The organism is Phormidesmis priestleyi BC1401, from assembly GCF_001650195.1.
GTDB lineage: Bacteria > Cyanobacteriota > Cyanobacteriia > Leptolyngbyales > Leptolyngbyaceae > Phormidesmis_A > Phormidesmis_A priestleyi_B.
In genome coordinates this window covers 34,155-56,942 of record NZ_LXYR01000033.1, presented here as the reverse complement: position 1 = coordinate 56,942, position 22,788 = coordinate 34,155, and the positions used below count along the sequence as shown (strand labels likewise).

Here is a 22,788-nt window from a genome sequence, read left to right as displayed (position 1 = left end):
AGACTCTGTGGCGTGACCGCCACGCGGGAACCCCTTTTACATCCCCATGCTTAAAAGACAGGGGCTTTAAGGGTTCCCCAGCCCTCCATTCCGGTAATTCTCCGCTTCCATTAGGTTCATTAGAGTGGGAACGAACACAAAGAGTAAAGTACCGCTAGAGGTGCTGCACCGGATGTGGTGTGAACAACGCGAATTCTTGAGGCACGAAATGGCACAGGGCGATAGAGATAGTTGAGTGAGGTCGCACGGCAGGAACACTACACCTGCCATATCGCTTCTAGTAAACCAACTCCACTAAATCTCTTGTCTAAACATTTCAATTAGGACACCACAGATCTGACCTACAGAGGACGCAAGTACTAGTAATTAGGCACTTCAAAGCAAGAGTCTGCAAGTCAATCCAATTGGAGTAAACCAGCAATGACGACCACAGAAATTCAGTCCCAGGACGATCAGTCCAATCCAACCGCTGAGGTTGAAAAGTTCCGTAGACAGTTCCGCACGCTCGTCCTCGGCAACCCCAACTACTTTGGGAACCTCGATAACAGTTCCTTCCAGTCAGTTGCCAAGGTGATTGTCAACAAAACTTATGAGGAGATCGGTTGCGTTGGGTATCACCCACAACTTGAGCGGTTACATACTGTTATCTACGTCAAGCAGTCGAACGGCTACGGTGGCGGTATCTGTTCCAGGGGTACGCTCGAATACGTGCGATTTTTCCTGTCGTTCGACAATGGCGCTACCTGGCAGGATCAGGGACTGTCCAGCTTCACCGCCTACGATGTCCCGGAAAACAACGGACGACTTGAATACGCTGTGACGCGGCGCATCGATCCGCCACGCAAGTTCTGCTTCCAGGATAATTTAATTCTTTGCCGTGCCATCCTTTCCTGGGATGTGCCACCCCCACCAGACCCCAACTTTAAGCCAGTGTGGGGCGATATCCACAATACCCACATTGAGGTGGAAGGCTTCCGGTGGTTCCCGCTGAAGGACCTGCTCGCGGCGGTGAAGCTAGAGGTACAGCCAAACTTAGAGCTAGCTGTCGACCTCGACCAACCGATTCAGGGAGCACAACTGAAGCCACTATCGGCGAGCCAGCTGGCGAAGGACTACGCAGGTAAAGAGGTCGAACCGCATCGCTTTGCCTTTGCCGAACTGCACCAGACAGTCTTTAAGGCAGGAATCTCCGATTTGCTAATGGCGAAAGACTTCGAGAATCCGCTGCTCGGACTAGGCATCGATTTTGATAAACTCCCCGATCTGCTGTTCCCCACGGATGGTTCGGTCTTCTACGAGGAGCTGGAGTGCATCGGCTATGACACCAACCAGGACACGCTGGTCGGTATCCTCCGCGTCAAGAAGCCCAACGGTTACTCGGGCGGACCTTGCACTGCTGGCAGTACCGAGTACGTGACCTTCTGGGGCGACTTCGACGGCAACGGCACGTTCGAGACCTGTCTCGGCACAGCCAGCGTCAAGGTTAACGACTTTGCTGAAGTTCCCCGCGAGGGTCTGGAATACTCTGTTTTCCTCAAGGTCGATCTGGCGAAATATCGCCAGCCCTGTAACAAGGGGGCTAGGTTAGTGCGAATCCGTGCCATCTTATCGTGGCAGGTGCCCGCTCCCTGTGCTAGCCCTAACTACGTACCTGTTTGGGGTAACCGTGAGGAAACCGTCATCCACATCCTGCCGGGCGACGTGATTCAGGGTCAGTTTCCGGTTCTGTCATCGGTCGGCGACATCGCCACCAGCGATATCAATAGCATCGGCTTCGCTACTGGAATAGGGATTGAGACCGGATTCCTCGCTCAGAACAGTCCATTTGGCGGCATGATCAACCTCAGTGGCAAGATTGTCGGCGGTACTGCGGCTAGCAAGTACCGAGTGTTGATCAAGCCGCAGGGAGCACCCGATACCTCGTACGTGCCACTAACTAACGAGCCAACGGGCCTTAGGCTGACTCTGGTCACCTTCCCGCCTCTGATTATCAACTCTAACCACATCATCCACGCCGACGCGCTTGGCTACTACCCCTACGAGGACTACGCTTCTGACCACTTCATCGATGGCAATGTGCTTCTGCGCTGGTTTACAGGTTCGGCAGAAGACGGTAAGACATTCGTCATCCGGCTTGATCTCAGCACTGACGGCAACCCGGCTAACGACATCCACGGCAACGAAGTTGCTGTACACGTCGACAACAGGGCCCCGGAGGTCGATCTGACGATCGATTTGGGGGTTGGTGGCGAGTGTGCTGATTTCCCGCTCGGAACCACCTTTACCGGTACCTACACAGCTAAGGACGAACACTTCCATAGCTTTTCCTTCCAAGTCGAGCCCTCTGGTCCGGCCATGGGTGTCCTGCCGATACCAGCATCAGGAGTATCGGTATTCGCAGGCGGTGTCATTGCCGATCCAGGGGTAATGGCTGGCACTTACAGCTTCAACACCACTGGCATGAAGCCCTGTGGTTATGCGTTGATCATCAGGGTTTCGGATCGCACCAATGTCAATAGTGGCACCGCACGCAACTACAACCAGGACTCGGTTGGTTTCTGCCTCAAGGGCTGAGGAGTTTGAGACGTTGCCAGAATGCTCACTAAAAAGCCCTTCTCATCCGTGAGAAGGGCTTTTCATGAATCGGACTCTAGAGTATCCAGCAGCGATTAACCGTTGATGGAGGGAGCAGACATTGCAACCGGAGCCGCAACACCTGAAGCGAGGTCAAGCGGGAAGTTGTGGGCATTCCGCTCGTGCATCACTTCCATTCCCAAGTTGGCACGGTTGATCACGTCAGCCCAGGTGCTAATCACTCGACCCTGTGAGTCAATGATGCTCTGGTTGAAGTTGAACCCGTTCAGGTTAAACGCCATCGTGCTGATGCCCAATGCCGTGAACCAAATCCCCACCACTGGCCATGCACCTAATAAGAAATGCAATGAGCGGCTGTTGTTGAAAGAGGCGTACTGGAAAATCAACCGACCGAAGTAGCCGTGCGCTGCCACAATGTTGTAGGTCTCTTCTTCTTGTCCAAACTTGTATCCGGCGTTCTGCGATTCGTTTTCGGTGGTCTCTCTCACTAATGAGGAGGTGACTAAGGAGCCGTGCATGGCACTGAATAAGCTGCCGCCAAACACTCCGGCTACGCCCAACATGTGGAAGGGGTGCATCAAGATGTTGTGCTCAGCCTGGAAGACCAACATGAAGTTGAAGGTGCCAGAGATGCCGAGGGGCATACCGTCGGAGAAGGAGCCTTGTCCAATTGGGTAGATTAAGAAGACTGCGGTCGCTGCTGCTACGGGCGCTGAGTATGCGACGCAGATCCAAGGACGCATGCCTAAGCGGTAAGAAAGTTCCCATTCCCGTCCCATGTAGCAGAAGATGCCAATCAGGAAGTGGAGGACGACTAGCTGGTAAGGACCGCCGTTGTACAGCCACTCGTCTAGAGAGGCGGCTTCCCAAATTGGGTAGAAGTGTAAGCCGATGGCGTTCGAGGAGGGAACGACGGCACCAGAAATGATGTTGTTGCCGTACATCAGGGAGCCGGCTACTGGCTCGCGGATGCCGTCAATGTCAACGGGGGGCGCGGCGATGAAGGCGGTGATGAAGCAGATGGTGGCGGACAATAGGGTGGGAATCATGATGACTCCGAACCAGCCTACATACAGCCGGTTGTCGGTGGAGGTTACCCAGGAGCAGAACTGCTCCCACAAGCTGGCGCTTTCGCGTCTCTGAATCGTTGTGGTCATGGTGAATAATTGCGGGGTGGTATGTTCCGAGTGGAACGGGATGTATGGCATTACATTAACGTCTTTGTTAAGTAATGTATACCTTCCTGGCATGTCTAACTTCTGATGAGTGGCATAAGCCAAGCTGATGAGTTAAATTAACGACCCTCCTCGTGGCACCGCCAAATGCATCAAAGTTGCCCTGTCCCAACTCTCTTGACTCTGTTTTTTCATTTGGTAAGGAGACAAGCCAGACCGTTCGATCCACTCTCTGACCTTCTGTTCACAGCGCACGAACTTGCTGTCATTTTCAGCCCGGAGCTAGAGCCAAACCTACGTTGTTTTTGGGATTAGCTCTGGCTTTTCCACGGTGTGGATGTAGCGGTAGAAGGTGGGGCGACTGATTCCTAAGTGTTCACAGATGCTTGTCACTGAGCGCGTTGGGTCTGTGGAGAGCGATCGTCCAATTTCAATTTGCTGAGACGTGAGCTTTTGTTGTCGTCCGCCTTTGCGCCCTCTGGCTCTCGCGGCTTGTAATCCCGCCTGAGTTCGTTCTCGAATCAGGTTGCGCTCGAACTCTGCCAATGCGCCAAACATGTGAAAGATCAGCTTTCCTCCACTGGTCGTGGTGTCGATGTTCTCTTGAAGTGACCGCAACCCAATCTTGCGGCTCTCCAATTCTTCGACTAGGGCAATCTAATCTTTCAGCGATCGACCTAAGCGATCGAGTCGCTAGACCACGATCGTGTCCCCTTTTCTAGCAAACTCAAAAGCTTCTTTCAAGCCAGGGCGGTCTGCGTTTGCCCCACTCATCTTGTCCGAGAAGATTTTTTCGCAATCGGCGGCTTGCAAAGCATCATGTTGCAGTGCCAGGTTTTGGTCGTCTGTGGAAACCCGTTCGTAGCCAATCAGCATTGTTGAGAGTTCTAACGTACTCCTATTGTCTCAGAACCCGTTGAACTTGCCGCATTTTGAGACATAGATTCATTAACAAGTTAATTTACATCTTTGCGAGCCTGAAAGCTTGGTTCCAGCAAAGCGCGTTCAAGTGTAAAACAAAGGAGGGATAGTGATTCAGAGTCCCTGACAGATTAGGACAACTGAAGCAGCTGTTGGCGGTTGGAATGTACAACTTAGTCGTCCTGACGCTGAGCACGAGACGAGAAGGATGGCTTGAGAACCAACCCTTCGACACGTCTGTAGAGGTTCTCAAGTAGTTATTCCTGATGGGGGTCATCGCTCTCGCCGATCGCCTTGAGATACGCCTCTGCTGCCGCCTGCTTAAACACCCCTTTGGTGTAGCGCTGAAACACCCGGTCGCTCTTAATCCCCATCAACTCCTTGCCAAACAGCGGGTCAACGCCTCGGCGCGTCACCTCCGTCCCAAAGGTATGTCGGAACCGATGGGGATGAATACCTTCCACCCCTGATATCGCCCCCAATCTTTTCACCATCTTGTGCAACCCCTGATAGCCCAATCGTTTCCCGACGCTCTTTGGGTCTTGCGCTAAAAACATCGGACTTTCTGGCGCTGGTTCAAACGCCTCGCCCTGCTGCCGTCGCCACTCCAGATAAGCCTCCAGATGCCCTCTCGCCTCTCGGTTCAACGGCACTTCACTCACATTCTGCCCTTTGGATCGATACACCGTCAAAATCTTGCCGTTCCAGTGTTCCACATTCAGCGCCGAAACCTCCGATGCCCGCAGCCCATGACTCAGGACGGCAATAATCGCCCGATCGCGGACTCGTGTCCGCTCATCCAACTCCAGCACCGCCCAAATCTCACTTAAGTCTTCCGCCTTGATATGCGCTGCCTGGGGTTCGGGCTGCCGCTCCAGGTCGATCGCGTCCGTTGGCAATGGCTGATTCATCGGGTAGCCATTGCTGCGGCGCAACCAGCTATAGAACGAGCGCAGCGTATTGAGGGCTTGATTCACCGAAGTTGGTTTCAACCCCTTCAGCTTCAGTTCCCGTCGATATTTGCCAATATCGCTGGGCGATACCTCCAGCCACGACTGGTTGCACCAGGCAGCAAACCGCATTAACTGCCCTCGATAGGTGCGTTGGGTATTGTCTGCCTTTCCGGTCTGGCGTAGAAACTCCTCGATTTGCCAGTGCCGTAAGTCTGGAGGGTCCTCCCGCCGAGGCTCCTGCATTTTCCCGCCCTCGAGGGGCACAATCACGATTGGTAAAACAGGGTCAGCAGGAGGTGGGGTCATGGCGACGCAAAAGTTAGATGAATTTCAGGTACAGATAATTGCCCTTATCTCTATCAGAGTATTCTCAGAATAATAGCGGTAGATGAGCGATCGTAGTCAAATTTCGCTTTATGATAGGGAGGCTACGCTCGACTAAAACTGCCTGATTGTAAGCTGTTCGCTTGATGCCCATTCACCTGATTCGATCGCAAGTGACATCTGCCCAGACTGCCGAGATGCTGGAGGAGTTGGGAATCTATATCAAGCTGGCTGTCGATATTGAACGCCAAGTCCTGGCAGGTGGTGGAGCCACGCACTATGATTGTGAGCAGGTTTTGCTGGACGATGGCAGTGTGCAGGCAAATATCTGGGGCTGTGATTGGATGTCGTTGCGTCGCCGCATTACTTATGAGTCGATTATCAATATTCGTCCACGTCTGAACAATTCGATGGAAATTCTCGACCCGCGCATTCGTGAACAGGTGGACTTGATCGTTCTTAAGCTTTTGGGAGTCGAAGCATCATGAAGAATCTGGATACCCGGAAAGATAGTTATCTGAGGCTCGATCAATCGCGTCAGATAGGCAATTTGGCTTCGGAGTTGGCACGGATCAGAAGTAATTTGCGTGAAGGTGACGCGGTGGGAGCGCAGGTGGCGATCGCCAGCTTAGAGATGTGCCAGTATTTCACCGAGTGGACGATTACAACACTCAACCCGATGCACAGCGAGTCAGATCTGGCACTGGCTGAGGAGTTGCTGCGGCTCGGTCGGCAAGTGACGGGTTGGAAGCATCATTGGCAGTCGATTTGGCAAGACGCGGGTGAGCGATCACGGGTGGCGGTAATCGTTGAGCAGTGGCGCGGTCAGATGCTGGAGAGATCGGGTTTGTTGCAGCCGGAACAGGGTTAGCACTCATGGGACGGCGCACCTGCGAGAAGTGTTGGGCGTGCAGTTTGTTGACGACGATCGAAGCACGCAAGCTGCATGATGCGGCTGAGGGCGGCGATGGCTGCTGGAATGACAGTGTGTGCCATAGTCGGCGATCGTACTACCGCAAAGGCAGGGGCGATCGCGTTCGGCGGCAGCCGCAGCTTGAGGAAGTGATTGTGCCGATTCCAATCGTTTCGTTTGTCGTCCTGCACACGTATGTCGAAAAGCCACGTCAGCCCCACGATGAGATTGTGATTCACGCGATGTGTGCGGAGTTGTGGGTCGGAGAGAAGCCGATCGCGCTGACGCAGCCGCAGCACACGTTTGGGCTGCCGCCCAGATTGGTGAAGGACTATGCTCGGCAACTCCTAGAGGCACTCTACCAGCAGTATGGCAACGGGCGGCGCGGTGGGTTCGAGCGATTTGCCCGTGAGGAGCAGCACGCGATCTCGCAGTGTCCGATTCGTCCCTGTTCCTACCACGCGGAGCATCTTCGGTTTGTCGAGACAGGAGGTGATAGGTGACGACGAGGCAACTGGAATTGGATCTGTGGGATCAGTTGCACCAGGCGCAGCAGATGCCGGAGGCGATCGACCTGGTTCAGATGCTGGATGCCGTGGAGGCAGCAGCGGCACAATTACCGGAAGCCGAACGGTTACGGTTTGCTGGCGATGCCTTGCTGCAGATGGCTGAGGTGTGTGCGGCGCGATCAGGGGTGTTGATGACGCAGTGGGAAGAGTCCTCTCGTGACCCGATCGTGGAGCAGGGCTTCTTTGCGGATGTGGTGCGGCAGACGATGGCGGTGGACTTGAGCGATCTGATGGAGCCAGCACCTGTCCGAAAACAGCGGACGAAATCGCCCGGGGTACCCCAAGGTTCGATTGCAGCTCCAGTCGAGAAGGCAGCCGTGTTGGCGATGATCGACCAGTGGGAGGCAGAAGACAAAGAACTGCAACAGCAAAACGTTTTGGCGATCGCTCACTCGGAAGACGTGGCTCAATGGGTCGCCGCGATCGATCACTGGCTACAGGCGATGCCCATCGAGCAAATTCACTTCATCGACGTATGCCAAGGTTTGGGATTGACGCGAGTCGAAGTCTGGCTGGGATTACTGTTTGGCAAATTTGAGTTGCAGCAATTGGGTGAGTTCTATTGCGATGCCGTTTGGATCAAACGCGCCTGAACCGATACCCAAACGGTCCAGGAGTCCTCTCTACTCGACCAGGAACGTCACGCCTGATTTTGAAGACTAGCGGAGTGGGGGAATGAACTGCTGAGGGTAACTCCGTTGCTACAACTTCCTCTGACTGCACTCAGTTCACCCTAGATCAGCCCTGAGACATTGCCGCAAGGGCAAGAGCAGGTTAGAAAAGAGGGGACGAGCAATGGTCTGCACTGTCGTTGTTGACCTCTGAATCTAGTGATAGGAAATCCCCCTTAAAATAGAAAGCAGCTATTTTAGGGTTATGTGGAAGGTGGTAAGTAAGTAGTGGACATACAGCATCCAGCAGAATTTCGTCAGATTTTAGGAAGATAGGGATTGAAGCGATATGCCTAATAGATGGGATGAGACGTGGCACAGGCTACGTGAGTGGACAAATGGTCAGGCTCCTTCAGAGCGATTAGCAGCACAAATCCTACTCCATGAAGGTTATGAAAGCTTAGATCCTAGCCATCCATTAGGCGGTAAAGATGGCAAAAGAGACGCTCTTTGCAAGAAAAATGGTCAGCAGTGGATCATGGCTGTCTACTTTCCAAGAGGTCAAAAAGATTTTAAAGACATACAAGATAAATTTCTCAGTGATTTAAAGGGTGTAAAGACTAATAACGCAGATGCATTGGCATTTGTAACTAATCAAGAACTCCGGCTTGCAGAGCGTCAAGAACTCCACGAATCTGCTGAGAATATATCTGTTGAGCTATTTCACTTAGAGAGAATTACTGCAATTCTTGACAAGCCTGAAATGCACAGCATCCGAAAACAGTTTCTCAGCATAGATTTCAAGGATACATCTACTCCCCAAATTGTAACTGTATATAACCAGTCAACATCTCAGATTCAAGAGAAAGTCAGAAACGGAAGCAGAACTACATATCGCATTAATCCTGTCACTGGAGCACGGGAGATTCTTGGTGTAGAGCTTGATTATTAATTTCAGTTGAGGTCTGACAATCCGCCTGCACACCGACCGTTTAGAAGTTATTAGTTGGGTCCGAGAAGCTACTAGCAGTGGGTGAGGCGTAACGTTCATCATCTTAAGGGTGCCTAACGGGACTCGAACCTGTTAATGCCCAGCTTCACAGGCTGGTGTCTCAACCATTTCGACTTTAGGCACCATCAGTGGAGTCGATCGGACTTGAACCGATAACCTCGTTCTTGCAAGGAACTTGCTCCGCCATTGAGCTACGACCCCAAGGCAGGAATGGCAGGATTTGAACCTGCATGGAACCGTTTAGAAGACGGTTGCCTTATCCATTAGGCGACACTCCCATGATTGGTAGTCCTGATAGGACTCGAACCTACAACCTCTCGCTTGTAAAGCGCTTGCTCTACCGTTGAGCTACAGGACTATAAGAGCGATCGATGGGACTCGAACCCATGCGCTGAGTGTGGCGCACTCAGATGCTCGCCGCTACATCACGATCGCGAGTTGGAGCGATCAACGAGACTCGAACTCGTGTCTCCTGGTTGGAAGCCAGGGGTGCTTGCCGCTGCACCGCGATCGCTTACAGAGCCGCCAGCAGGAATTGAACCCGCAACCAACCGCTTACAAGACGGCCGTTCTGCCAGTTGAACTATGACGGCAAATCGGAGCAGTAGGAATCGAACCTACATGAGCCTGTTTGTAAGACAGGAGCCTTCCCAATCGGACTATGCTCCGATATCAAAGGATTAGACGATGGGGGTTGAACCCATATTGGGAGCGTACCAAGCTCCTGTGTTGCCAGTTACACCACGTCTGCATCTGGAGCAGGCGACAGGAGTTGAACCTGCATGAAGGCTGTACGAGAGCCTCATGTTTCCTGTTACATCACACCTGCATTTGGACGCGGGGGTGAGAGTTGCACTCACCGATCGCAGCTTATGAGACTGCCGAGCCGCTCTTGCTCTATCCCCGCTATACCCCCGGCGAGACTCGAACTCGCAAGATTCCAGTTTTAAGCCGGACACGTCTGCCAATTGCGTCACAGGGGCATTTGGTGGGTTGTATAGGGTTTGAACCTATGCACTTCCGCTTAAGAGGCGGCTGCTCTGCCAACTGAGCTAACAACCCGAAGCGTTGGTGGGTCGTCAGAGATTTGAACTCTGATCTGTCTGCTTAAAAGGCAGCCACTCTAACCGTTGAGCTAACGACCCGAATGGTCTGAGTGGTAGGGATTGAACCTACGACCTCCGGTTCCCCGAACCGACGTGCTCCCACTGCACCACACTCAGATGTTTGGTACACCGAGCAGGAGTTGAACCTGCTAATAACACGCTTATCGGGCGTGCGCGTCCACCACTTCCGCCTTCGGTGCTTGGTACTCCCGGTGGGAATCGAACCCACAAAACCTAGATCCTCGGTCTAGAGCGTCTTCCCTTCCGCCACAGGAGCATCAGTACCCTTGGTGGGAGTCGAACCCACAAAATCTGGTCTCTGAAGCCAGCACGTCTGCTAGTTCCGTCACAAGGGCAAATGGTCGGGATGGTAGGATTTGAACCTACGACCTTCCGCTTCCAAAGCGGTAACTCTCAACCAAGCTGAGCTACATCCCGATAGTTGGTACTGCTGGTGGGAGTTGAACCCACAACCTCTGGTTTCTAAGACCAGCACCTCTTCCAGTTGGGCTACAGCAGCATAATTGGTACTCCTGGCGGGATTTGAACCCGCGCGTTGACTGTTTTTGAGACAGCCGCCTCTTCCGGTTGGGCTACAGGAGTGAAAAATGGGAGGAATACAGAGGATTGACCCAGGCGACTGTTTACCTCCCAACTGCCCCGCCAGGGTTTGAACCTGGAATCTTCGCTTTCAAAGAGCGGGATGTTGCCAGTTACACCACAGGGCATTGAATTGGATGCCGAGGCTGGGGTCGAACCAGCATCTCCGTGATTCAGAGTCACAGCGACTTTCCATGTCGTCCACTCGGCAATGAATGGCTGCCCCAGCAAGAGTCGAACTTGCAACCGTGCGGTTAACAGCCGCCCGCTCCGCCATTGAGCTATGGGGCAATGAGTGGGAAGTGACAGGATCGAACTGCCTTCTCGCCGTCTTCAGCGGCACGTGAGCACCAGCTTCACCAACTTCCCACAAGCGGAGGATAGAGGAATCGAACCCCTAGCCCAAGGACTACCCTGGTTTTCAAGACCAGTTGCCGACCATTCAGCGGTGCCCTCCATCATTGGCGAGAACGGAAGGAATCGAACCTTCACTCTTCGGTTTCGTAGACCGATGTGTTCATCCAGTTACACCACGTTCTCAGAGGCGGAGAGCAGTGGACTCGAACCACAATTGTTCATCCATCTGTTTAGCAAACAGCGTCGATCTCCTGATCGATTTACTCTCCATGATTGGTAGGTCGGGCAGGAGTCGCACCTGCAACGCAAGAAGCGGCTGTTTTACAGACAGTTGCCCACGCTGATAGGCGAGCCGACCTATGTTTGTTTTTGCTCTCAAGGATGAGCAAGTTTGGCAGTGCAGACGGGACTTGAACCCGTTAATCACACGCTTGAAAGACGTGCCGCTCGACCACTTCGCTTCTGCACCAGGTATGCCGTGCAAGTTGAAAAAGCTGTTGTTCACACACAGGATTTGAACCTGTAGTTGACTGTTCTTGAGACAGTTGCCTTACCATTAGGCGAGTATGTAAGCTTCTTCGATTAGGGCACGACAACGCACAGACGAGGATTTGAACCTCGAACAACGGTTTTGGAGACCGCGATGTTGCCGTTACACCATCTGTGCATGGGTCGCAGCGGCGGGAGTTGAACCCGCAATGACCAAGTTATGAGCTTGGGGCTTTGCCATTAAGCTACGCTGCAATGATTGGACTCCAGGGTGGGAATCGAACCCACGAGTAGTCGGTTTTGCAGACCAACGCCTTCCCACTTGGCGACCTGGAGATTTGGTGGAAACGTGGGGAATTGAACCCCAATCCTGCAACCGTCCGTTTGTTGGTTTCGGAGCAAGTGATGCCAATCCGTTCCCACGAGCGAGGATGACAGGGATCGTAGCTTGCTTCCGCGAAGCGGTACCTGTGACCACTTGTCTCGGAAACAAGCACTCTGTCCATCTGAGCTACATCCTCATTGGGAGCATCGACGGGAGTTGCACCCGCTTCTCCATGCTTGAGAGGCACGGCGACTTCTCTATTCGTCCACGATGCTACAAGGCGGGGGAGATGGGATTTGAACCCACGATCTTTCGCACGGGCGCGCGACTGCTTTAAGCCGGACTAAGCTACACCCCCAAAGGTGGCGATTCAGTTTTCAAGGTTCGCAGGGTTTACTACAGAGCCTTTGTAAGAGGTTGTAGTGTTGATACTACAGTTATACTACAAACGTGCTACAAGTTGTCAACCCCGTACTACAACTTTTTTTCTAGGCAAGAGGGCGATCGGGAAAGAAATGGTCGTATCGCCATCTCCTACTGGGTTTCCCCACTACGCTAGGGAGGAAATGCGGGCTTCACTCATCCGCCACAGTTTGTAAATCAGGAATTCAGTGCGATCGCTCATCATCGTCAAGAACATCCCTTCGTGAGCGTCCTTGTCCTCGGCAATCCAGCTTCCGCTCAGCCCGACTTCGACAAACTCCTCATCTACAGCAATGAGGGTGACTACTGAGCCATACTCCCGATGTAGTGCCATCTCCAGCACTTTCAGTTCAGGAATATCAGCAGGCAGCAGAAAGGAGGCACAACCGGGTTCAACATGGAACGATCGCCCTAACCGCAGTGCCAGAAGCACTTGCTGGGCAATCAACAGTTCGGGGTTGGTCATGGTCCGCTCCATGTACAGCCCAACGTCGGTGTAGTTCAGCTTCAACATCGGTCATGCCTCCTCTTTAGGCTTGAGGTCAGGTGTCAACAGGCTGCTGGTCTTTCCAAAACTGCTCGGCGAAGGCGATCGCTGGATGCATCGGTGCCTTGGGTTTGGTTTCGAGTACCATTCCGGTTTCATGTAGGAGGCGATCGCCTTTGCATGAATTGCACTTTCCGCAGGCGGTCACTACGTTGTCCCAGGTATGGAGTCCGCCTTTTGAGCGGGGAATGACGTGATCCAGCGTTAGGTGCTTGGTACTGCCACAGTACTGACAGGTGTGGTTATCGCGGCGGAAGACTTCCCGACGATTGACTGGAGGAAGCTTCCAGTGCCGCTCTGGATTGCCACTGGTCAACCGGATGTGATCTGGGATTTGTAGTACGACACTGGGAGAGCGTACTTCCCATTGCTGGGTGCTGCTGAACTCCAGAGTCTCTGCCTGCCCGGTAACCAAAAGCACGATCGCCCGTTTAATGTTGATTCGCGCCAGGGGTAGGTAGTTCTTGGAGAACACCACAACCTGGTTCTGGAGTATTGGAATTTTCTGTCGCTGTTCGGTCTGCATCAGTTTTCTCCTCAAAAAATAACCCCCGCCTCTGAGCACCAGAAGCGGGGGTTGGGAAGTGGATATGGGTTTCCCTATGTAGGTGTCAGGATTGCCCTGCACCTCCCGCTGCTAGTGAATTGATCCGGATTGAGTCGTCCGGCGATGTTGCTATCAATGCCTTCGCTGACGGATTTACCGCCGCTAAACCGATACGTCCCCTCAAACGCAAACAGCGCCGCTGCTCTGCCTAGACCGTGAGGCGGTCGGCACTGCATGGCGCTGCTTAAGGTGGAGTGAAGGATGCGTATCATGGAAGGCTGTAGTATTTGTAATACAAATCCAAATATTTATATACTACACTTGTAGTATTAGATTGTCCACCCTTGATTGAAATTTAGGATGTCCGGTTATGGATACACGCAAACGGGGTAGCACTTCGGAAATGCAGGTGACGAGTATCCGACTGGAACCCGAACTGAAGGAGCGATTGCGGGAGCTTTCTGGTGAACAAGGGTATCAAACCCTGATTCGGGAAGTGCTTTGGCAGTTTGTGGGGCAGCAGCCAGCGCCTGATGGGGAACAATCTCGCGTGGCTAGACATGAGCGATCGCCCTCTCATCCCCCACGGTTATCCATGTCGGATATTCGAGCCACCTTTAAGGCGATCGCTCAACAAGAAGAGCAGTGCGCGATTACAGGTCAAATCATTCGACCTCGACAGGTGATGCTGCTTGGACTAACAATATCTGGTAAATTAGCACCTATAAGTGCTATTGGGTGCCACTTTTAAACAATACTCCGGACAAAATTTGAGCAGATTTTAAGGCTCAAACCCTTATTCTGCCGTGGACAAGATCTTTTTTTCCAAGTCAGAGGCAGAGCTAACTCTGAAAAAATAGCTCGATCCTTGAACCATAAACTCTGAAAGCCTTGTGGAACCGTTCAAAAAAATGTCCGGAGTATTGTTTAAAGCAACAGGGCTAAAATGTGGTCAAGTCCTTGTGGGGCAAGTTTTAAAGCCTAATCTCAGTAGATATCTGTGTCTCGTTGAGTAGATCTTCTATTGCCGAGAAGGATCATGAGCAAATGCTATCAATGAATTTCCTCTTTCTACGTCCTTTTCGATGAACCTCGTCTATGCGATCACAAGACCATCAAAACCGCATCATCGAATTACTCTCTGTTTTTGTGACGCAAGTTAAGGGGCATAACGCAATAAGTAGAACTGATATCAACCGAATTTCTGAAACCATTCTAATTCCTATATTTAAGGAGGTTTTTGGGTATCGAGATCTCAAAAATCTTAATGATTCTGAAGGGTTGAACTATCCTGCAATCGACTTAGGCGATGAAACTGCAAAAGTTGCAATTCAGGTTACTGCCACTCCAGGTAGTGACAAAATCAAGCATACCTTGCATGGCTTTGTAGAGCATAAACTTTTCAACACTTTTGATAGAGTGCAAATCTATATTTTGACAGAGAAACAGAAAAGCTACTCAGAAAAAGGTTTTCAGAAAATTGTTCAAGGTAAAATTCAGTTCAACGTGAAAACGGATATTCTAGACTATCGAGATCTTATTAAGCGAATTTCCAGTTTCCAAATCGATCAGCTTCAGCGAATTCGTAACATTTTAGAAGCTAATTTTGGAAACCAAGATATCTCTTTCGCAGTTGAGAATGGAACAACTCCACTAATCAAAGAGACTACCACACAAGAAACTCAAAAAGTTTACCTAAATCTTCTAGGATTACAGTTTCCAAGTCTGATTTATATTGCAGATTTGGCAGTAAACCGTGAGCAGGTTATCAAAAACTCAAAAGATACTAACCGACCGCTCAAACGAAGTGCATCGACAAGAGACATAGCTGCTGCTGCTTTGAAGCAGTCTGGAATGAAATTTGGGGTAGACTGGACGTGCCATGAAGGAAAAGTAGTGACATTTCACGATTTACGAGATCAAGATCTTCCCATAACAGCAATCATTGATTTAGGAACAGTAACGCCTCTAAATTCGCAAGAGTTTTATGAGATAGACAATAATTACGAAAACGTTTTTAAGTCACTTCTTGGTAGATGTTTACAGCAAAAGCTCTATCATCTTGACGTTGTTTGGCAGCACCAAGAGAAGTTGTTTATATTTACTGAAGTTGATAATAACTCTGAGCGAAAGGAAGAATGGTACGACAAAGGGTCTACTTATCATCGAACAGTTTATGAGCGGGTTATGAAAAATAACAAGCCAGATGAAATTCTCTCATGTAAACACTTTGGATTTAGAACGAGATATATAAGATTTGGGAATAAGTGGTATTTGAGTATCGTTCCAGATTGGTTCTTTAGTTTTGATGGTTATCGAAAGTCATTCTTTGCCAAAAAAAATCTTGACTGGTTAAAGCGTAAAGAGAACGATAAGAGCGTATGTAATCATTTACGTTTTATTACTGCATTTCTTAAAACAGAGAAATCTTCTGACTTATTTCATAAATATGAGCGATATCCATTTCTGTCCTTCGGCGACCTCATAACTTTTGAAAATGCACCAGCCCTAATTGATAAAGATTGGCTGCCTGTAAGAACAAATAGCGATGAGGATAGCGACAACACAGAGCAGATGGAGTTGTTACTTTAGACATGAAATTACACCAAATTCAAGAACCATTACTGGATTTCGGTCAAGGTTCCCATGTCTGTCCTAGAGCCGGCATCACAACTCATGATGTTTACGACACGAGGTTGAAAATACGAAGGGAAAGGATTTTTGTAGGTGCCATTGGAACGAGCGATGCTCTTTCCAAACTTTACACATGGATTGATCGCTGTGCTAATCGAATTGATGCGCCTCCAGAAAGCCGCCAACCTAATCTAAGGGTTCCTTTTTGTGGGTTCAACTTAGATGACGGGTATAAAGCTCAGTTAGTTATTGATGAGGAGATTACACGCTCGCTTTCTAATTCTGATATTAGCAGCATCTTGAAGCTCGCTACTTGGAATGAAAGAGTAGAAGCATCTGTAGAAATGTATTATCGTCTTGCTAAGTTCTTGGCACAGAACCGAACCATCGATGTCATCATTTGTGTTGTTCCAACAAAATTGTATGACAAGATTTTTTCATCAGGACTGCCTGATGTAGCAGAGTCTATTGAAGAAACTGATGAAGAGCAAAAGGAAGATGAACTAGAAGTTAACTTTCGACGGGCTTTAAAGGCAAGAACGATGCATCTTGGCAAACCGATTCAAATCATCCGTGAGATATCACTTGATTCAAATGCTAAGGGACAACAAGATGACGCCACAAAGGCATGGAACTTCTGTACAGCACTATATTACAAAGCTAGCCAGACTGTACCCTGGAAGCTAATTACTAATATAAATCGTCCACAAGTTTGTTTCGTAGGCATTAGCTTCTACCGGAGTCGTGATGGCAGCGTTTTGAATACCAGCTTGGCTCAAATTTTTGATGAATTGGGTCAAAACGTTATTCTTCGTGGAACCCCAGTTGATCTTAATAAAGACGATCGTCGTCCCAACCTTAAAGAGGAGCAAGCCTATAACCTTCTTAAACGAGCACTCAATGAATACGATATAGCCATGAACAGTTCTCCCAGTCGCTTGGTTTTGCACAAGTCTTCAAGGTATACAGAAGAAGAGATAGAGGGTTTTGAGGCTGCCGCTTACGAATTAGGAGTTCGCAGCGTTGATTTCATCACAATCCTTGACAGCGATTTGCGCTTATTGCGTGGCAGTGAGTATCCAGTGTATCGCGGTATGCACATTGAATTTGATGAGGAAAATCATCTTTTATACACACGTGGATCTGTTGAGTACTATAGGACATACACAGGAAAATACATTCCTCAACCCCTTGATATTCGTATCGTTAAGGCTGATGAATCTGCTGGAGTAATTTGTAGGGAAATCCTGGGACTTACTAAAATGAATTGGAATAACACCCAATTTGACGGGAAGTACCCGATTACACTAGCCTGTTCTCGTAAGGTTGGGCAAATAATGAAATATCTTCGCCCTGGAGATGATGAGCCGCAGATTAGCTACAGTTACTATATGTAACTCTCTTACTTCAATAGTTCGGACAATTTTAATTCGCTAACGGTGGAATGCGAGTTTCAGCATCACCACTGAGGCAAATACTAACGGTGGAATACGAGTTTCAGCCTCTGTCTCGAAAAATGTCCGGAGTATTGTTACTTGATAGATGCAGTTTACGATCGAAAGCTTAGTGTAGCGATCGCCATCTCCTTATCTTTCTCCGTCACACCGATATACCGCTGCAACGCTGATAGGCTCTTGTGCCCAGAGATTGACTGAATGTGCTTGATAGGAACCCTTTCGTTGTGCATCCAAGTAATCGCCGTGCGCCGAAAGCTGTGAGTGCTAGCTCCCTCAATCCCCAACCGCTTAAAGGCTGACCGTAAAATGGCATCGGCAGACTCCGGGCAAATATGACCTCTCCCCCAGCGACCTGGAAAGAGGTAAGGTTTCTCACTCCGATACCCCTCCAACAATTGTCTCAACTCCGGCGACATGGGGACAGATCGCGTCTCCTGCTTCCCCTTTGTTGTACCTCGCCGGAAGGTAATGCGATCGCGCACCCGCCCATCTGTCCCATACACATCAGCGGTGTGCAGCAAACACGCCTCATTAATCCGTGCAGTCGTGTAGAGGCAGATACCAAACAAGGCGCGATCTCGCTCCGTCGGTAACCTCTCTACATAAGAGAGCAACGACAGGAAGGCGACCGCCTCCATTCCTTCCCCTTTTTCACCCGAAACCAGCCGCTGCGATAGCTTCAGATTTGAAACCAACCCCACCTTGCCATCAAACAATCAAGCGATCTCCTGTGGCGAGAGGATTTTGGACTGGTCGTAGCGATTAATTTTCACGGCTGAAGCAGTACGAATGTTCAGCCAGGTCTACATTAGGAAAGATCAATAAGTTAATGTATCACCCTCAAATACTGATTTTTTCGATAACCCAACTTCCTTGAAGCTCATGAGTTTAGTAAAACTTATAGGTTTAGGAAACAAGCAAGATTGTAACGCTCAGACTTTCTGTCGAATTTAGATTTGAATCGACAGAATTTAATGTCTGATCCTTGCATTTTCACTTTTTGAGTTATGAGGCTCCTAAATAAGTTCACCTTTAAACAATTGGCGATTTGGAAGAAAAATCGTAACACCGCCTTCTAACTGCTCGATCTCATTCAGTTTTACTACCAACAAAACAGCAAAGTTGGCTCCTACGTCAGGATCTGAAACGACTTCCCACATGGAGTTGCAGTCAACACTGCTAGGTTCAATAGAGTACAGAGGGTGCGAATGCCATTCCCCTAAGTAATTGAAGCGAGTGAATTGATTGCCCGTTCTCTGGAAGAACCTTTGGAGAGGGCGCAGTACTGAACGAGGCAACCGCAGAAAGGAAGCAAGTGTTCCCGGCTGCTTCTGAATTGTCAGCTCAACAATCTGATACACTTGCGGCGACAAATACTCGCCCATCAAAATACCGCCAATTTCCCTGCTACCCGCCCGTTTCAAAGCTTTAATCAGTTTTTGGGCGCTGGTTTCAGGCAGATGAATCTGCATTGTCTTCTCCCTCCAGCAACCTCTTTAGAAAGTCGAGTTCTTCGAAGACGGTTTCAGGCAAAACAGAATCGCTCTCTTCCTGAAGATTAAGACTCGTAGTGTCAATGGGAATCGTATGAAACGGAGCTTTAAAGATCCACTCCTTCTGTAAGCCAATTAAGTACATTGAGTATGGAAATGATGACGGCTCTTTAAAGAGCAGCGTATCGATTGCCAACTGGGTGAGATGACCTGCAATAATATTAACGTCTGCATCGGAAGCCTCTAAAACACCTACCACTTGATTTTCGAGACGGTATGGCTCATTTAGGGTTAATGGAAGCGAGACATCCTGCATTGACAAGAATTCGTAAAATGCAGCCTTCATTGTCTGCGGCTCAGGTTCTTGGTCAGGACGACTGCGAGCAACCATTCCCCCAATACCACCTGCAAAAACTTCGCCCCACACCAATGGTTTAGCAGAGGATTTGGCAACGAGCGCCAACAAATTGAATACTTTTGGATTAGCCGTTGCATCGATGATTAGATCGCAACGACCCAAGCGTCGCAAAACGCGATCCAATGGCAAGCTGGATTCTTGACAACCCAAGTTCAACGTTGCAACGTCAACTTGGGCAGTGGCAGAGACGTAGGCAATAGCTCCTGCTACGGCATGAACCTTGTACTCACCCACGTTTCTCCAATCGAGGCTATTACGGCAGATGTTACCAGGCAGAAAAACATCTTCATCAATTAGATAAAACTTTTCTACTCCTGAGCGTGCTAGAGAAATTGCAATTTTACTACCAACTGAGCCTACACCTACAATACCGATAGTTTTGCCAGACAAGTTGTGCAATTCTATAGGTACCCGTGGATTATGTGTTGTGAAATCTGAGCAAAGCAGCGACACTTTTGACAGATCTTCACTGCCTGCTGAAATTTTTAGGAAGCAGTGAATATGATTGTCTACATCAATGAGAACATTGCAAAATAAGCTTTCTCTTGAACATTTCAACCATTCACTCTCAATTTCATCAAAAACGTGTTTTTCTTGTGCAAGAATGGTTTTCAAGTCATCTAAGTTCTTAATCTGATTTATATTTTCAGATGTGTATGTTGTCTTGAAGAAAAATCCTTTCTTTTGTGTGCAATTTAGCATCTTAGGAATTGATGTATCGCACCACGCAGGCAGTTCATTATCAAGTTGAAAGCCTTGTAGAAAGACTGTGAAAGACTGGCTTTGCCAGTGCATCCAACAATTTACAAATCCAACGCTCGACAGCGGCAGCTCGGCTAGATAAGTATAAACATCCTCAGCAATATAGGCGCGAATGTAGCTTCCTCGCAAAATCTGGCCCGTAGAAAACTCGTGTTGTACTGGTACAACATGCTGTTCTCCTGTGCCACGAGGATTTTCTGTACTGAGCAGAGTGTGAGCACTTTCGAGAACTTGTGCACCGGTGATATCAGAATGCCATGTATCAGGTCGCCACTCTAGACAAAGCGCACCGTTTAGATATTGATGGGTAGACCAGTGTTCCTGGGCATTCTGCGGGTAAACTTCGGGAGGAACCTCTGGAAAGAGTGTTGGGTAGATCATTTTCACGGCGTAATCATACCCATGAGCATGGATGATTGCCTCTACTGCCAAATTACTGCCTAATGTCCAATTTATTCCCTGCAACCACTGAACCTGATCCTCCAGTTCGGCGATCGCTGCCCGTTCTTTGGCTAACCTCTGCAAATCTCGAAGAAACCAGATGTCAATCACGCAAAACCCCCTGGCTTCTTTGGAACAACAGGGCGATTGGGAAAGGTCAGGGCTGCCGCTGCAAAGGCTGGTTCAAGCAAACTATCGCTGGTAAATTGGGAAAGGTCACAGGGAAAGCGATCGCCGAAATGCCGCTGCCATGCTTTGCAAGCATCCTTCTGGTTGGTCTTATCACTCAGGGCTTTCTCGGCAGACGCAATGAAACTGTCAAGCTGCCCCAAAAAATAATCTTTGTTGGTTTTGCTGTAATTTACCAGCAAGTCCTCATCGGTAGGAGTGGTCGGGCGGTAGCAGACAAAATTTTTGTCCAAGCTGTTTTTGATGTTTACCAGAGTTTGATAGAACGCTACGTCATCCCTATCGTGAAAACTGATGTTGTTGGCTGCCAAGATGGTGAAGATTAAACCACTTGGTAACTCTCCAGACCTGTAGTCGCTCCAAGCCTTCAGGTGGCGTACAATCCGTTTCAATTGACCGTCTTCGTCAGTTTGCTCATTAAACCATTTGATAAAGTCCCTAGGGTCGCTATCGATCCACCCCTTACTTTTATGTGCCAGCCGTGGACATTGCCCCTCGATCACGTAGTAGATGGGCAAATCTAGATGATACTGACCTGCGTACACGAGTCTGACACAGGTTTGTTTATCGACTGGCTTTTGCTGGGTGTGCCCATCCACGGCTGTGTAAATCCAATCGTGGAAAGTGCTAACGCTGTAGGTAGGCTTCCGATCGACTAAGAAATAAATGCCATCATCTACGTCGAACTCACCATCAAGTGGGTAAATGATGGTATTCATCATAAACGACCCTTGTCCGTGGAACTTGGGAAAGAAGCCATTCTTCTTTTCTCGGAAGAAGCGTCTAATGCGCTCACGGACTGCATTACGAGACTTACGTAATTGCCCTTTCCGGGTTGAGTCTAGGGCAATGACAGTATTGAAGCTTAAAAATGATGCGTGACAGTCTGCCATAGAATTACCGAATGATGTACTGTTTGCGGGACTTGAAGAATTGAGTGACTTCTGGTTTTCTGCCCCAGAACAGTGCCTGATCATTGCCCATTTGAGAGATCAATTGCAGGGTTTCGCTAGATGTGTTGTCCATGTTGATGATCCGTGCATGTGCCGAGGACAATGGCGCACTCGGTATCCGAACGTAGTCAAAGGGAGAGCCACAATGTTGAGCTAGAGTTTCCACAAAATAGCTGGTCAAGCATGCCTGCCCCTCGAAAAAGGTAGAAATCAAATCCTTGTTCCAGTCAATGACTGAGCGGTTGTGCTTGGCGACGAAGCGCCTTCCAGGATTTGGCTCTAAAGAACCGATCGACAGCACCATCAGTTTCTGAAATCTCTTTCCAGCGCCAACAAAATACCGAAGCGCTTCTACCACACCAACCAGGGTTGGGTTATTGGCATAAACGCCGCCATCAATGAACTGCTTGCGATCGTAGTTGTCGATGCTGACGATCGGTAGATAAGCAGGAGCAGCACTGGTTGCCAAAGCGATGTCAACGTACCTCGTCCGGCAATCTCGGCATAAGTCGCCCTCGGGATGGTCGTACTTGAAAATGAAGGGTCTACCATCCGTTAACGAGAATGCAGGAATGCACAGTAGACAGCGTGAGTCAGCGAGGGTGCGGTTTCCAAAAATTTCTTGCAGTGCTGCTTTAAGTTCCTGGTTATCGTATTTGCTTCGTAAAAGAAGCTGTTTCAGCGAACTTAATAGACTGTTGCGTTGGGGAAAGATGCGCTTGCCCCGCCTGTAGTAAAGATTGCTGATGAGGCTGACCGGAACATCAAGTGACAGCCCAAGGGCAATTAACCCTCCTGTCGATGTGCCACAGATTAGGTCGAAGTGATCCGCAATGTGACAGTTAAACCTCTCTTCAAAGTGTTCCAGAATGCGAGCAGAGTATAGTCCTTTGATGCCTCCCCCATCGATCGACAAAACTCTAAAGGTCTGTGAATTTAAATCAACTGAGTGAGAAGACTGAATCATGCTTGCT

Annotated in this window: 19 protein-coding genes, 33 tRNA genes and 1 pseudogene; 9 read left to right on the top strand and 44 right to left on the bottom strand. The window is 49.5% G+C overall.

The features are described 5' to 3' along the window. The first annotated feature begins 420 nt into the window (after positions 1-420). Positions 421-2,574 (top strand): hypothetical protein, encoded by a 2,154-nt coding sequence (locus tag A8707_RS16975; protein ID WP_068818394.1) that lies wholly within the window; start codon positions 421-423, stop codon positions 2,572-2,574. A 95-nt stretch (positions 2,575-2,669) separates the two neighbouring features. Here A8707_RS16975 and psbA read toward each other — a convergent pair whose 3' ends face one another. The 3 genes and pseudogenes from psbA to A8707_RS16960 form a co-directional block, all read right to left on the bottom strand. Next, on the bottom strand, positions 2,670-3,752 hold the full coding sequence (gene psbA, locus A8707_RS16970) for a photosystem II q(b) protein (RefSeq protein ID WP_068818398.1): 1,083 nt from the start codon (positions 3,750-3,752) through the stop codon (positions 2,670-2,672). A 312-nt stretch (positions 3,753-4,064) separates the two neighbouring features. Continuing rightward, positions 4,065-4,646 (bottom strand): annotated as a pseudogene (locus A8707_RS16965) (recombinase family protein). Positions 4,647-4,948: 302 nt separating this feature from the next. After that, positions 4,949-5,950, bottom strand: coding sequence for a tyrosine-type recombinase/integrase (locus tag A8707_RS16960; RefSeq protein ID WP_068818393.1), 1,002 nt, complete (start codon positions 5,948-5,950; stop codon positions 4,949-4,951). Positions 5,951-6,114: 164 nt separating this feature from the next. Here A8707_RS16960 and A8707_RS16955 point away from each other — a divergent pair, with 164 nt between their 5' ends. The 5 genes from A8707_RS16955 to A8707_RS16935 all read left to right on the top strand — a co-directional run bounded on the left by A8707_RS16955 (position 6,115) and on the right by A8707_RS16935 (position 9,013). Next, complete coding sequence (locus A8707_RS16955; RefSeq protein ID WP_197484818.1) at positions 6,115-6,456, top strand: DUF5674 family protein; 342 nt, start codon at positions 6,115-6,117, stop codon at positions 6,454-6,456. Beyond that, positions 6,453-6,839, top strand: a complete 387-nt coding sequence (locus A8707_RS16950) for a hypothetical protein (protein ID WP_068818392.1) — start codon at positions 6,453-6,455, stop codon at positions 6,837-6,839. The genes A8707_RS16955 and A8707_RS16950 overlap by 4 nt, the downstream gene beginning before the upstream one ends. Next, on the top strand, positions 6,785-7,384 hold the full coding sequence (locus tag A8707_RS16945) for a hypothetical protein (protein ID WP_156518660.1): 600 nt from the start codon (positions 6,785-6,787) through the stop codon (positions 7,382-7,384). The genes A8707_RS16950 and A8707_RS16945 overlap by 55 nt, the downstream gene beginning before the upstream one ends. Next, the gene (locus A8707_RS16940; RefSeq protein WP_068818390.1) at positions 7,381-8,043 is read left to right on the top strand and encodes a hypothetical protein; all 663 of its coding nucleotides are present in this window, start codon (positions 7,381-7,383) and stop codon (positions 8,041-8,043) included. The genes A8707_RS16945 and A8707_RS16940 overlap by 4 nt, the downstream gene beginning before the upstream one ends. A gap of 367 nt (positions 8,044-8,410) precedes the next feature. Then, the gene (locus tag A8707_RS16935; RefSeq protein WP_068818389.1) at positions 8,411-9,013 is read left to right on the top strand and encodes a hypothetical protein; all 603 of its coding nucleotides are present in this window, start codon (positions 8,411-8,413) and stop codon (positions 9,011-9,013) included. Positions 9,014-9,121: 108 nt separating this feature from the next. Here A8707_RS16935 and A8707_RS16930 read toward each other — a convergent pair. The 36 genes from A8707_RS16930 to A8707_RS28300 form a co-directional block, all read right to left on the bottom strand. Beyond that, positions 9,122-9,196, bottom strand: a tRNA-His gene (locus A8707_RS16930). A gap of 6 nt (positions 9,197-9,202) precedes the next feature. Continuing rightward, positions 9,203-9,274: transfer RNA gene (locus tag A8707_RS16925), tRNA-Ala, on the bottom strand. 4 nt (positions 9,275-9,278) lie between these two features. Beyond that, positions 9,279-9,351 (bottom strand) — tRNA-Arg (locus tag A8707_RS16920). 5 nt (positions 9,352-9,356) lie between these two features. After that, positions 9,357-9,431, bottom strand: a tRNA-Val gene (locus A8707_RS16915). An 81-nt stretch (positions 9,432-9,512) separates the two neighbouring features. Further along, positions 9,513-9,587: transfer RNA gene (locus tag A8707_RS16910), tRNA-Gly, on the bottom strand. Positions 9,588-9,593: 6 nt separating this feature from the next. Continuing rightward, positions 9,594-9,666, bottom strand: a tRNA-Thr gene (locus A8707_RS16905). A 3-nt stretch (positions 9,667-9,669) separates the two neighbouring features. Then, positions 9,670-9,742: transfer RNA gene (locus A8707_RS16900), tRNA-Val, on the bottom strand. Between the two features lie 85 nt (positions 9,743-9,827). Continuing rightward, positions 9,828-9,902: transfer RNA gene (locus tag A8707_RS16890), tRNA-Thr, on the bottom strand. Positions 9,903-9,909: 7 nt separating this feature from the next. Further along, positions 9,910-9,980, bottom strand: a tRNA-Met gene (locus A8707_RS28325). Positions 9,981-9,982: 2 nt separating this feature from the next. Beyond that, positions 9,983-10,056: transfer RNA gene (locus tag A8707_RS16885), tRNA-Leu, on the bottom strand. A gap of 3 nt (positions 10,057-10,059) precedes the next feature. After that, positions 10,060-10,135, bottom strand: a tRNA-Lys gene (locus A8707_RS16880). A gap of 7 nt (positions 10,136-10,142) precedes the next feature. Continuing rightward, positions 10,143-10,218 (bottom strand) — tRNA-Lys (locus A8707_RS16875). Positions 10,219-10,221: 3 nt separating this feature from the next. Next, positions 10,222-10,296, bottom strand: a tRNA-Pro gene (locus tag A8707_RS16870). Positions 10,297-10,301: 5 nt separating this feature from the next. Continuing rightward, positions 10,302-10,379 (bottom strand) — tRNA-Ile (locus A8707_RS16865). A gap of 1 nt (position 10,380) precedes the next feature. Next, positions 10,381-10,456: transfer RNA gene (locus tag A8707_RS16860), tRNA-Leu, on the bottom strand. Positions 10,457-10,461: 5 nt separating this feature from the next. Continuing rightward, positions 10,462-10,535: transfer RNA gene (locus A8707_RS16855), tRNA-Leu, on the bottom strand. 3 nt (positions 10,536-10,538) lie between these two features. After that, a tRNA-Pro gene (locus A8707_RS16850) sits at positions 10,539-10,617 on the bottom strand. Between the two features lie 5 nt (positions 10,618-10,622). Beyond that, a tRNA-Leu gene (locus tag A8707_RS16845) sits at positions 10,623-10,699 on the bottom strand. Between the two features lie 5 nt (positions 10,700-10,704). Beyond that, positions 10,705-10,782, bottom strand: a tRNA-Leu gene (locus A8707_RS16840). 52 nt (positions 10,783-10,834) lie between these two features. Then, positions 10,835-10,907: transfer RNA gene (locus A8707_RS16835), tRNA-Gln, on the bottom strand. Between the two features lie 6 nt (positions 10,908-10,913). Then, positions 10,914-10,990 (bottom strand) — tRNA-Gln (locus tag A8707_RS16830). A gap of 5 nt (positions 10,991-10,995) precedes the next feature. After that, positions 10,996-11,070 (bottom strand) — tRNA-Asn (locus tag A8707_RS16825). Positions 11,071-11,075: 5 nt separating this feature from the next. Continuing rightward, positions 11,076-11,148: transfer RNA gene (locus tag A8707_RS16820), tRNA-Phe, on the bottom strand. Positions 11,149-11,241: 93 nt separating this feature from the next. Next, positions 11,242-11,319, bottom strand: a tRNA-Arg gene (locus A8707_RS16815). 91 nt (positions 11,320-11,410) lie between these two features. Continuing rightward, a tRNA-Tyr gene (locus A8707_RS28320) sits at positions 11,411-11,495 on the bottom strand. Between the two features lie 33 nt (positions 11,496-11,528). Then, positions 11,529-11,605: transfer RNA gene (locus A8707_RS16810), tRNA-Glu, on the bottom strand. 32 nt (positions 11,606-11,637) lie between these two features. Further along, positions 11,638-11,702: transfer RNA gene (locus A8707_RS28315), tRNA-Leu, on the bottom strand. Positions 11,703-11,732: 30 nt separating this feature from the next. Then, a tRNA-Trp gene (locus A8707_RS16805) sits at positions 11,733-11,803 on the bottom strand. Between the two features lie 5 nt (positions 11,804-11,808). Continuing rightward, a tRNA-Ile gene (locus A8707_RS16800) sits at positions 11,809-11,880 on the bottom strand. 5 nt (positions 11,881-11,885) lie between these two features. Next, a tRNA-Cys gene (locus A8707_RS16795) sits at positions 11,886-11,961 on the bottom strand. A gap of 90 nt (positions 11,962-12,051) precedes the next feature. After that, positions 12,052-12,146, bottom strand: a tRNA-Arg gene (locus A8707_RS28310). Between the two features lie 2 nt (positions 12,147-12,148). Then, a tRNA-Glu gene (locus tag A8707_RS28305) sits at positions 12,149-12,225 on the bottom strand. Between the two features lie 6 nt (positions 12,226-12,231). Continuing rightward, positions 12,232-12,308, bottom strand: a tRNA-OTHER gene (locus tag A8707_RS16790). Between the two features lie 192 nt (positions 12,309-12,500). Then, on the bottom strand, positions 12,501-12,887 hold the full coding sequence (locus A8707_RS16785) for an alr0857 family protein (RefSeq protein ID WP_068818388.1): 387 nt from the start codon (positions 12,885-12,887) through the stop codon (positions 12,501-12,503). Between the two features lie 28 nt (positions 12,888-12,915). Continuing rightward, positions 12,916-13,446, bottom strand: coding sequence for an HNH endonuclease (locus A8707_RS16780; RefSeq protein WP_068818387.1), 531 nt, complete (start codon positions 13,444-13,446; stop codon positions 12,916-12,918). A gap of 74 nt (positions 13,447-13,520) precedes the next feature. Continuing rightward, the gene (locus A8707_RS28300; protein WP_156518658.1) at positions 13,521-13,739 is read right to left on the bottom strand and encodes a hypothetical protein; all 219 of its coding nucleotides are present in this window, start codon (positions 13,737-13,739) and stop codon (positions 13,521-13,523) included. A gap of 98 nt (positions 13,740-13,837) precedes the next feature. Between A8707_RS28300 and A8707_RS16775 the strand changes: the two genes are divergently transcribed. From A8707_RS16775 to A8707_RS16765, 3 genes are all read left to right on the top strand, one after another. Next, complete coding sequence (locus A8707_RS16775) at positions 13,838-14,218, top strand: hypothetical protein (protein ID WP_068818386.1); 381 nt, start codon at positions 13,838-13,840, stop codon at positions 14,216-14,218. Positions 14,219-14,565: 347 nt separating this feature from the next. Further along, positions 14,566-16,059 carry an SMEK domain-containing protein gene (locus tag A8707_RS16770; protein WP_068818385.1) on the top strand — a complete coding sequence of 498 codons (1,494 nt, stop codon included), beginning with the start codon at positions 14,566-14,568 and terminating at the stop codon, positions 16,057-16,059. Between the two features lie 2 nt (positions 16,060-16,061). Next, complete coding sequence (locus A8707_RS16765; RefSeq protein WP_068818384.1) at positions 16,062-17,498, top strand: argonaute/piwi family protein; 1,437 nt, start codon at positions 16,062-16,064, stop codon at positions 17,496-17,498. Between the two features lie 152 nt (positions 17,499-17,650). Here A8707_RS16765 and A8707_RS16760 read toward each other — a convergent pair whose 3' ends face one another. From A8707_RS16760 to A8707_RS16740, 5 genes are all read right to left on the bottom strand, one after another. Then, positions 17,651-18,274 carry a tyrosine-type recombinase/integrase gene (locus A8707_RS16760; protein WP_231948115.1) on the bottom strand — a complete coding sequence of 208 codons (624 nt, stop codon included), beginning with the start codon at positions 18,272-18,274 and terminating at the stop codon, positions 17,651-17,653. A 300-nt stretch (positions 18,275-18,574) separates the two neighbouring features. Continuing rightward, positions 18,575-19,030 (bottom strand): Mov34/MPN/PAD-1 family protein, encoded by a 456-nt coding sequence (locus A8707_RS16755; RefSeq protein ID WP_068818383.1) that lies wholly within the window; start codon positions 19,028-19,030, stop codon positions 18,575-18,577. Next, positions 19,011-20,783, bottom strand: a complete 1,773-nt coding sequence (locus A8707_RS16750) for a ThiF family adenylyltransferase (RefSeq protein ID WP_068818382.1) — start codon at positions 20,781-20,783, stop codon at positions 19,011-19,013. Before A8707_RS16750 ends, A8707_RS16755 begins: the two co-directional genes overlap by 20 nt. Beyond that, on the bottom strand, positions 20,780-21,754 hold the full coding sequence (locus tag A8707_RS16745; RefSeq protein ID WP_068818381.1) for a cyclic GMP-AMP synthase DncV-like nucleotidyltransferase: 975 nt from the start codon (positions 21,752-21,754) through the stop codon (positions 20,780-20,782). The genes A8707_RS16750 and A8707_RS16745 overlap by 4 nt, the downstream gene beginning before the upstream one ends. A gap of 4 nt (positions 21,755-21,758) precedes the next feature. Then, positions 21,759-22,781: a CBASS cGAMP-activated phospholipase gene (locus A8707_RS16740; RefSeq protein WP_068818380.1), complete on the bottom strand. Its 1,023-nt coding sequence runs from the start codon at positions 22,779-22,781 to the stop codon at positions 21,759-21,761. Between the last annotated feature and the right edge of the window lie 7 nt (positions 22,782-22,788).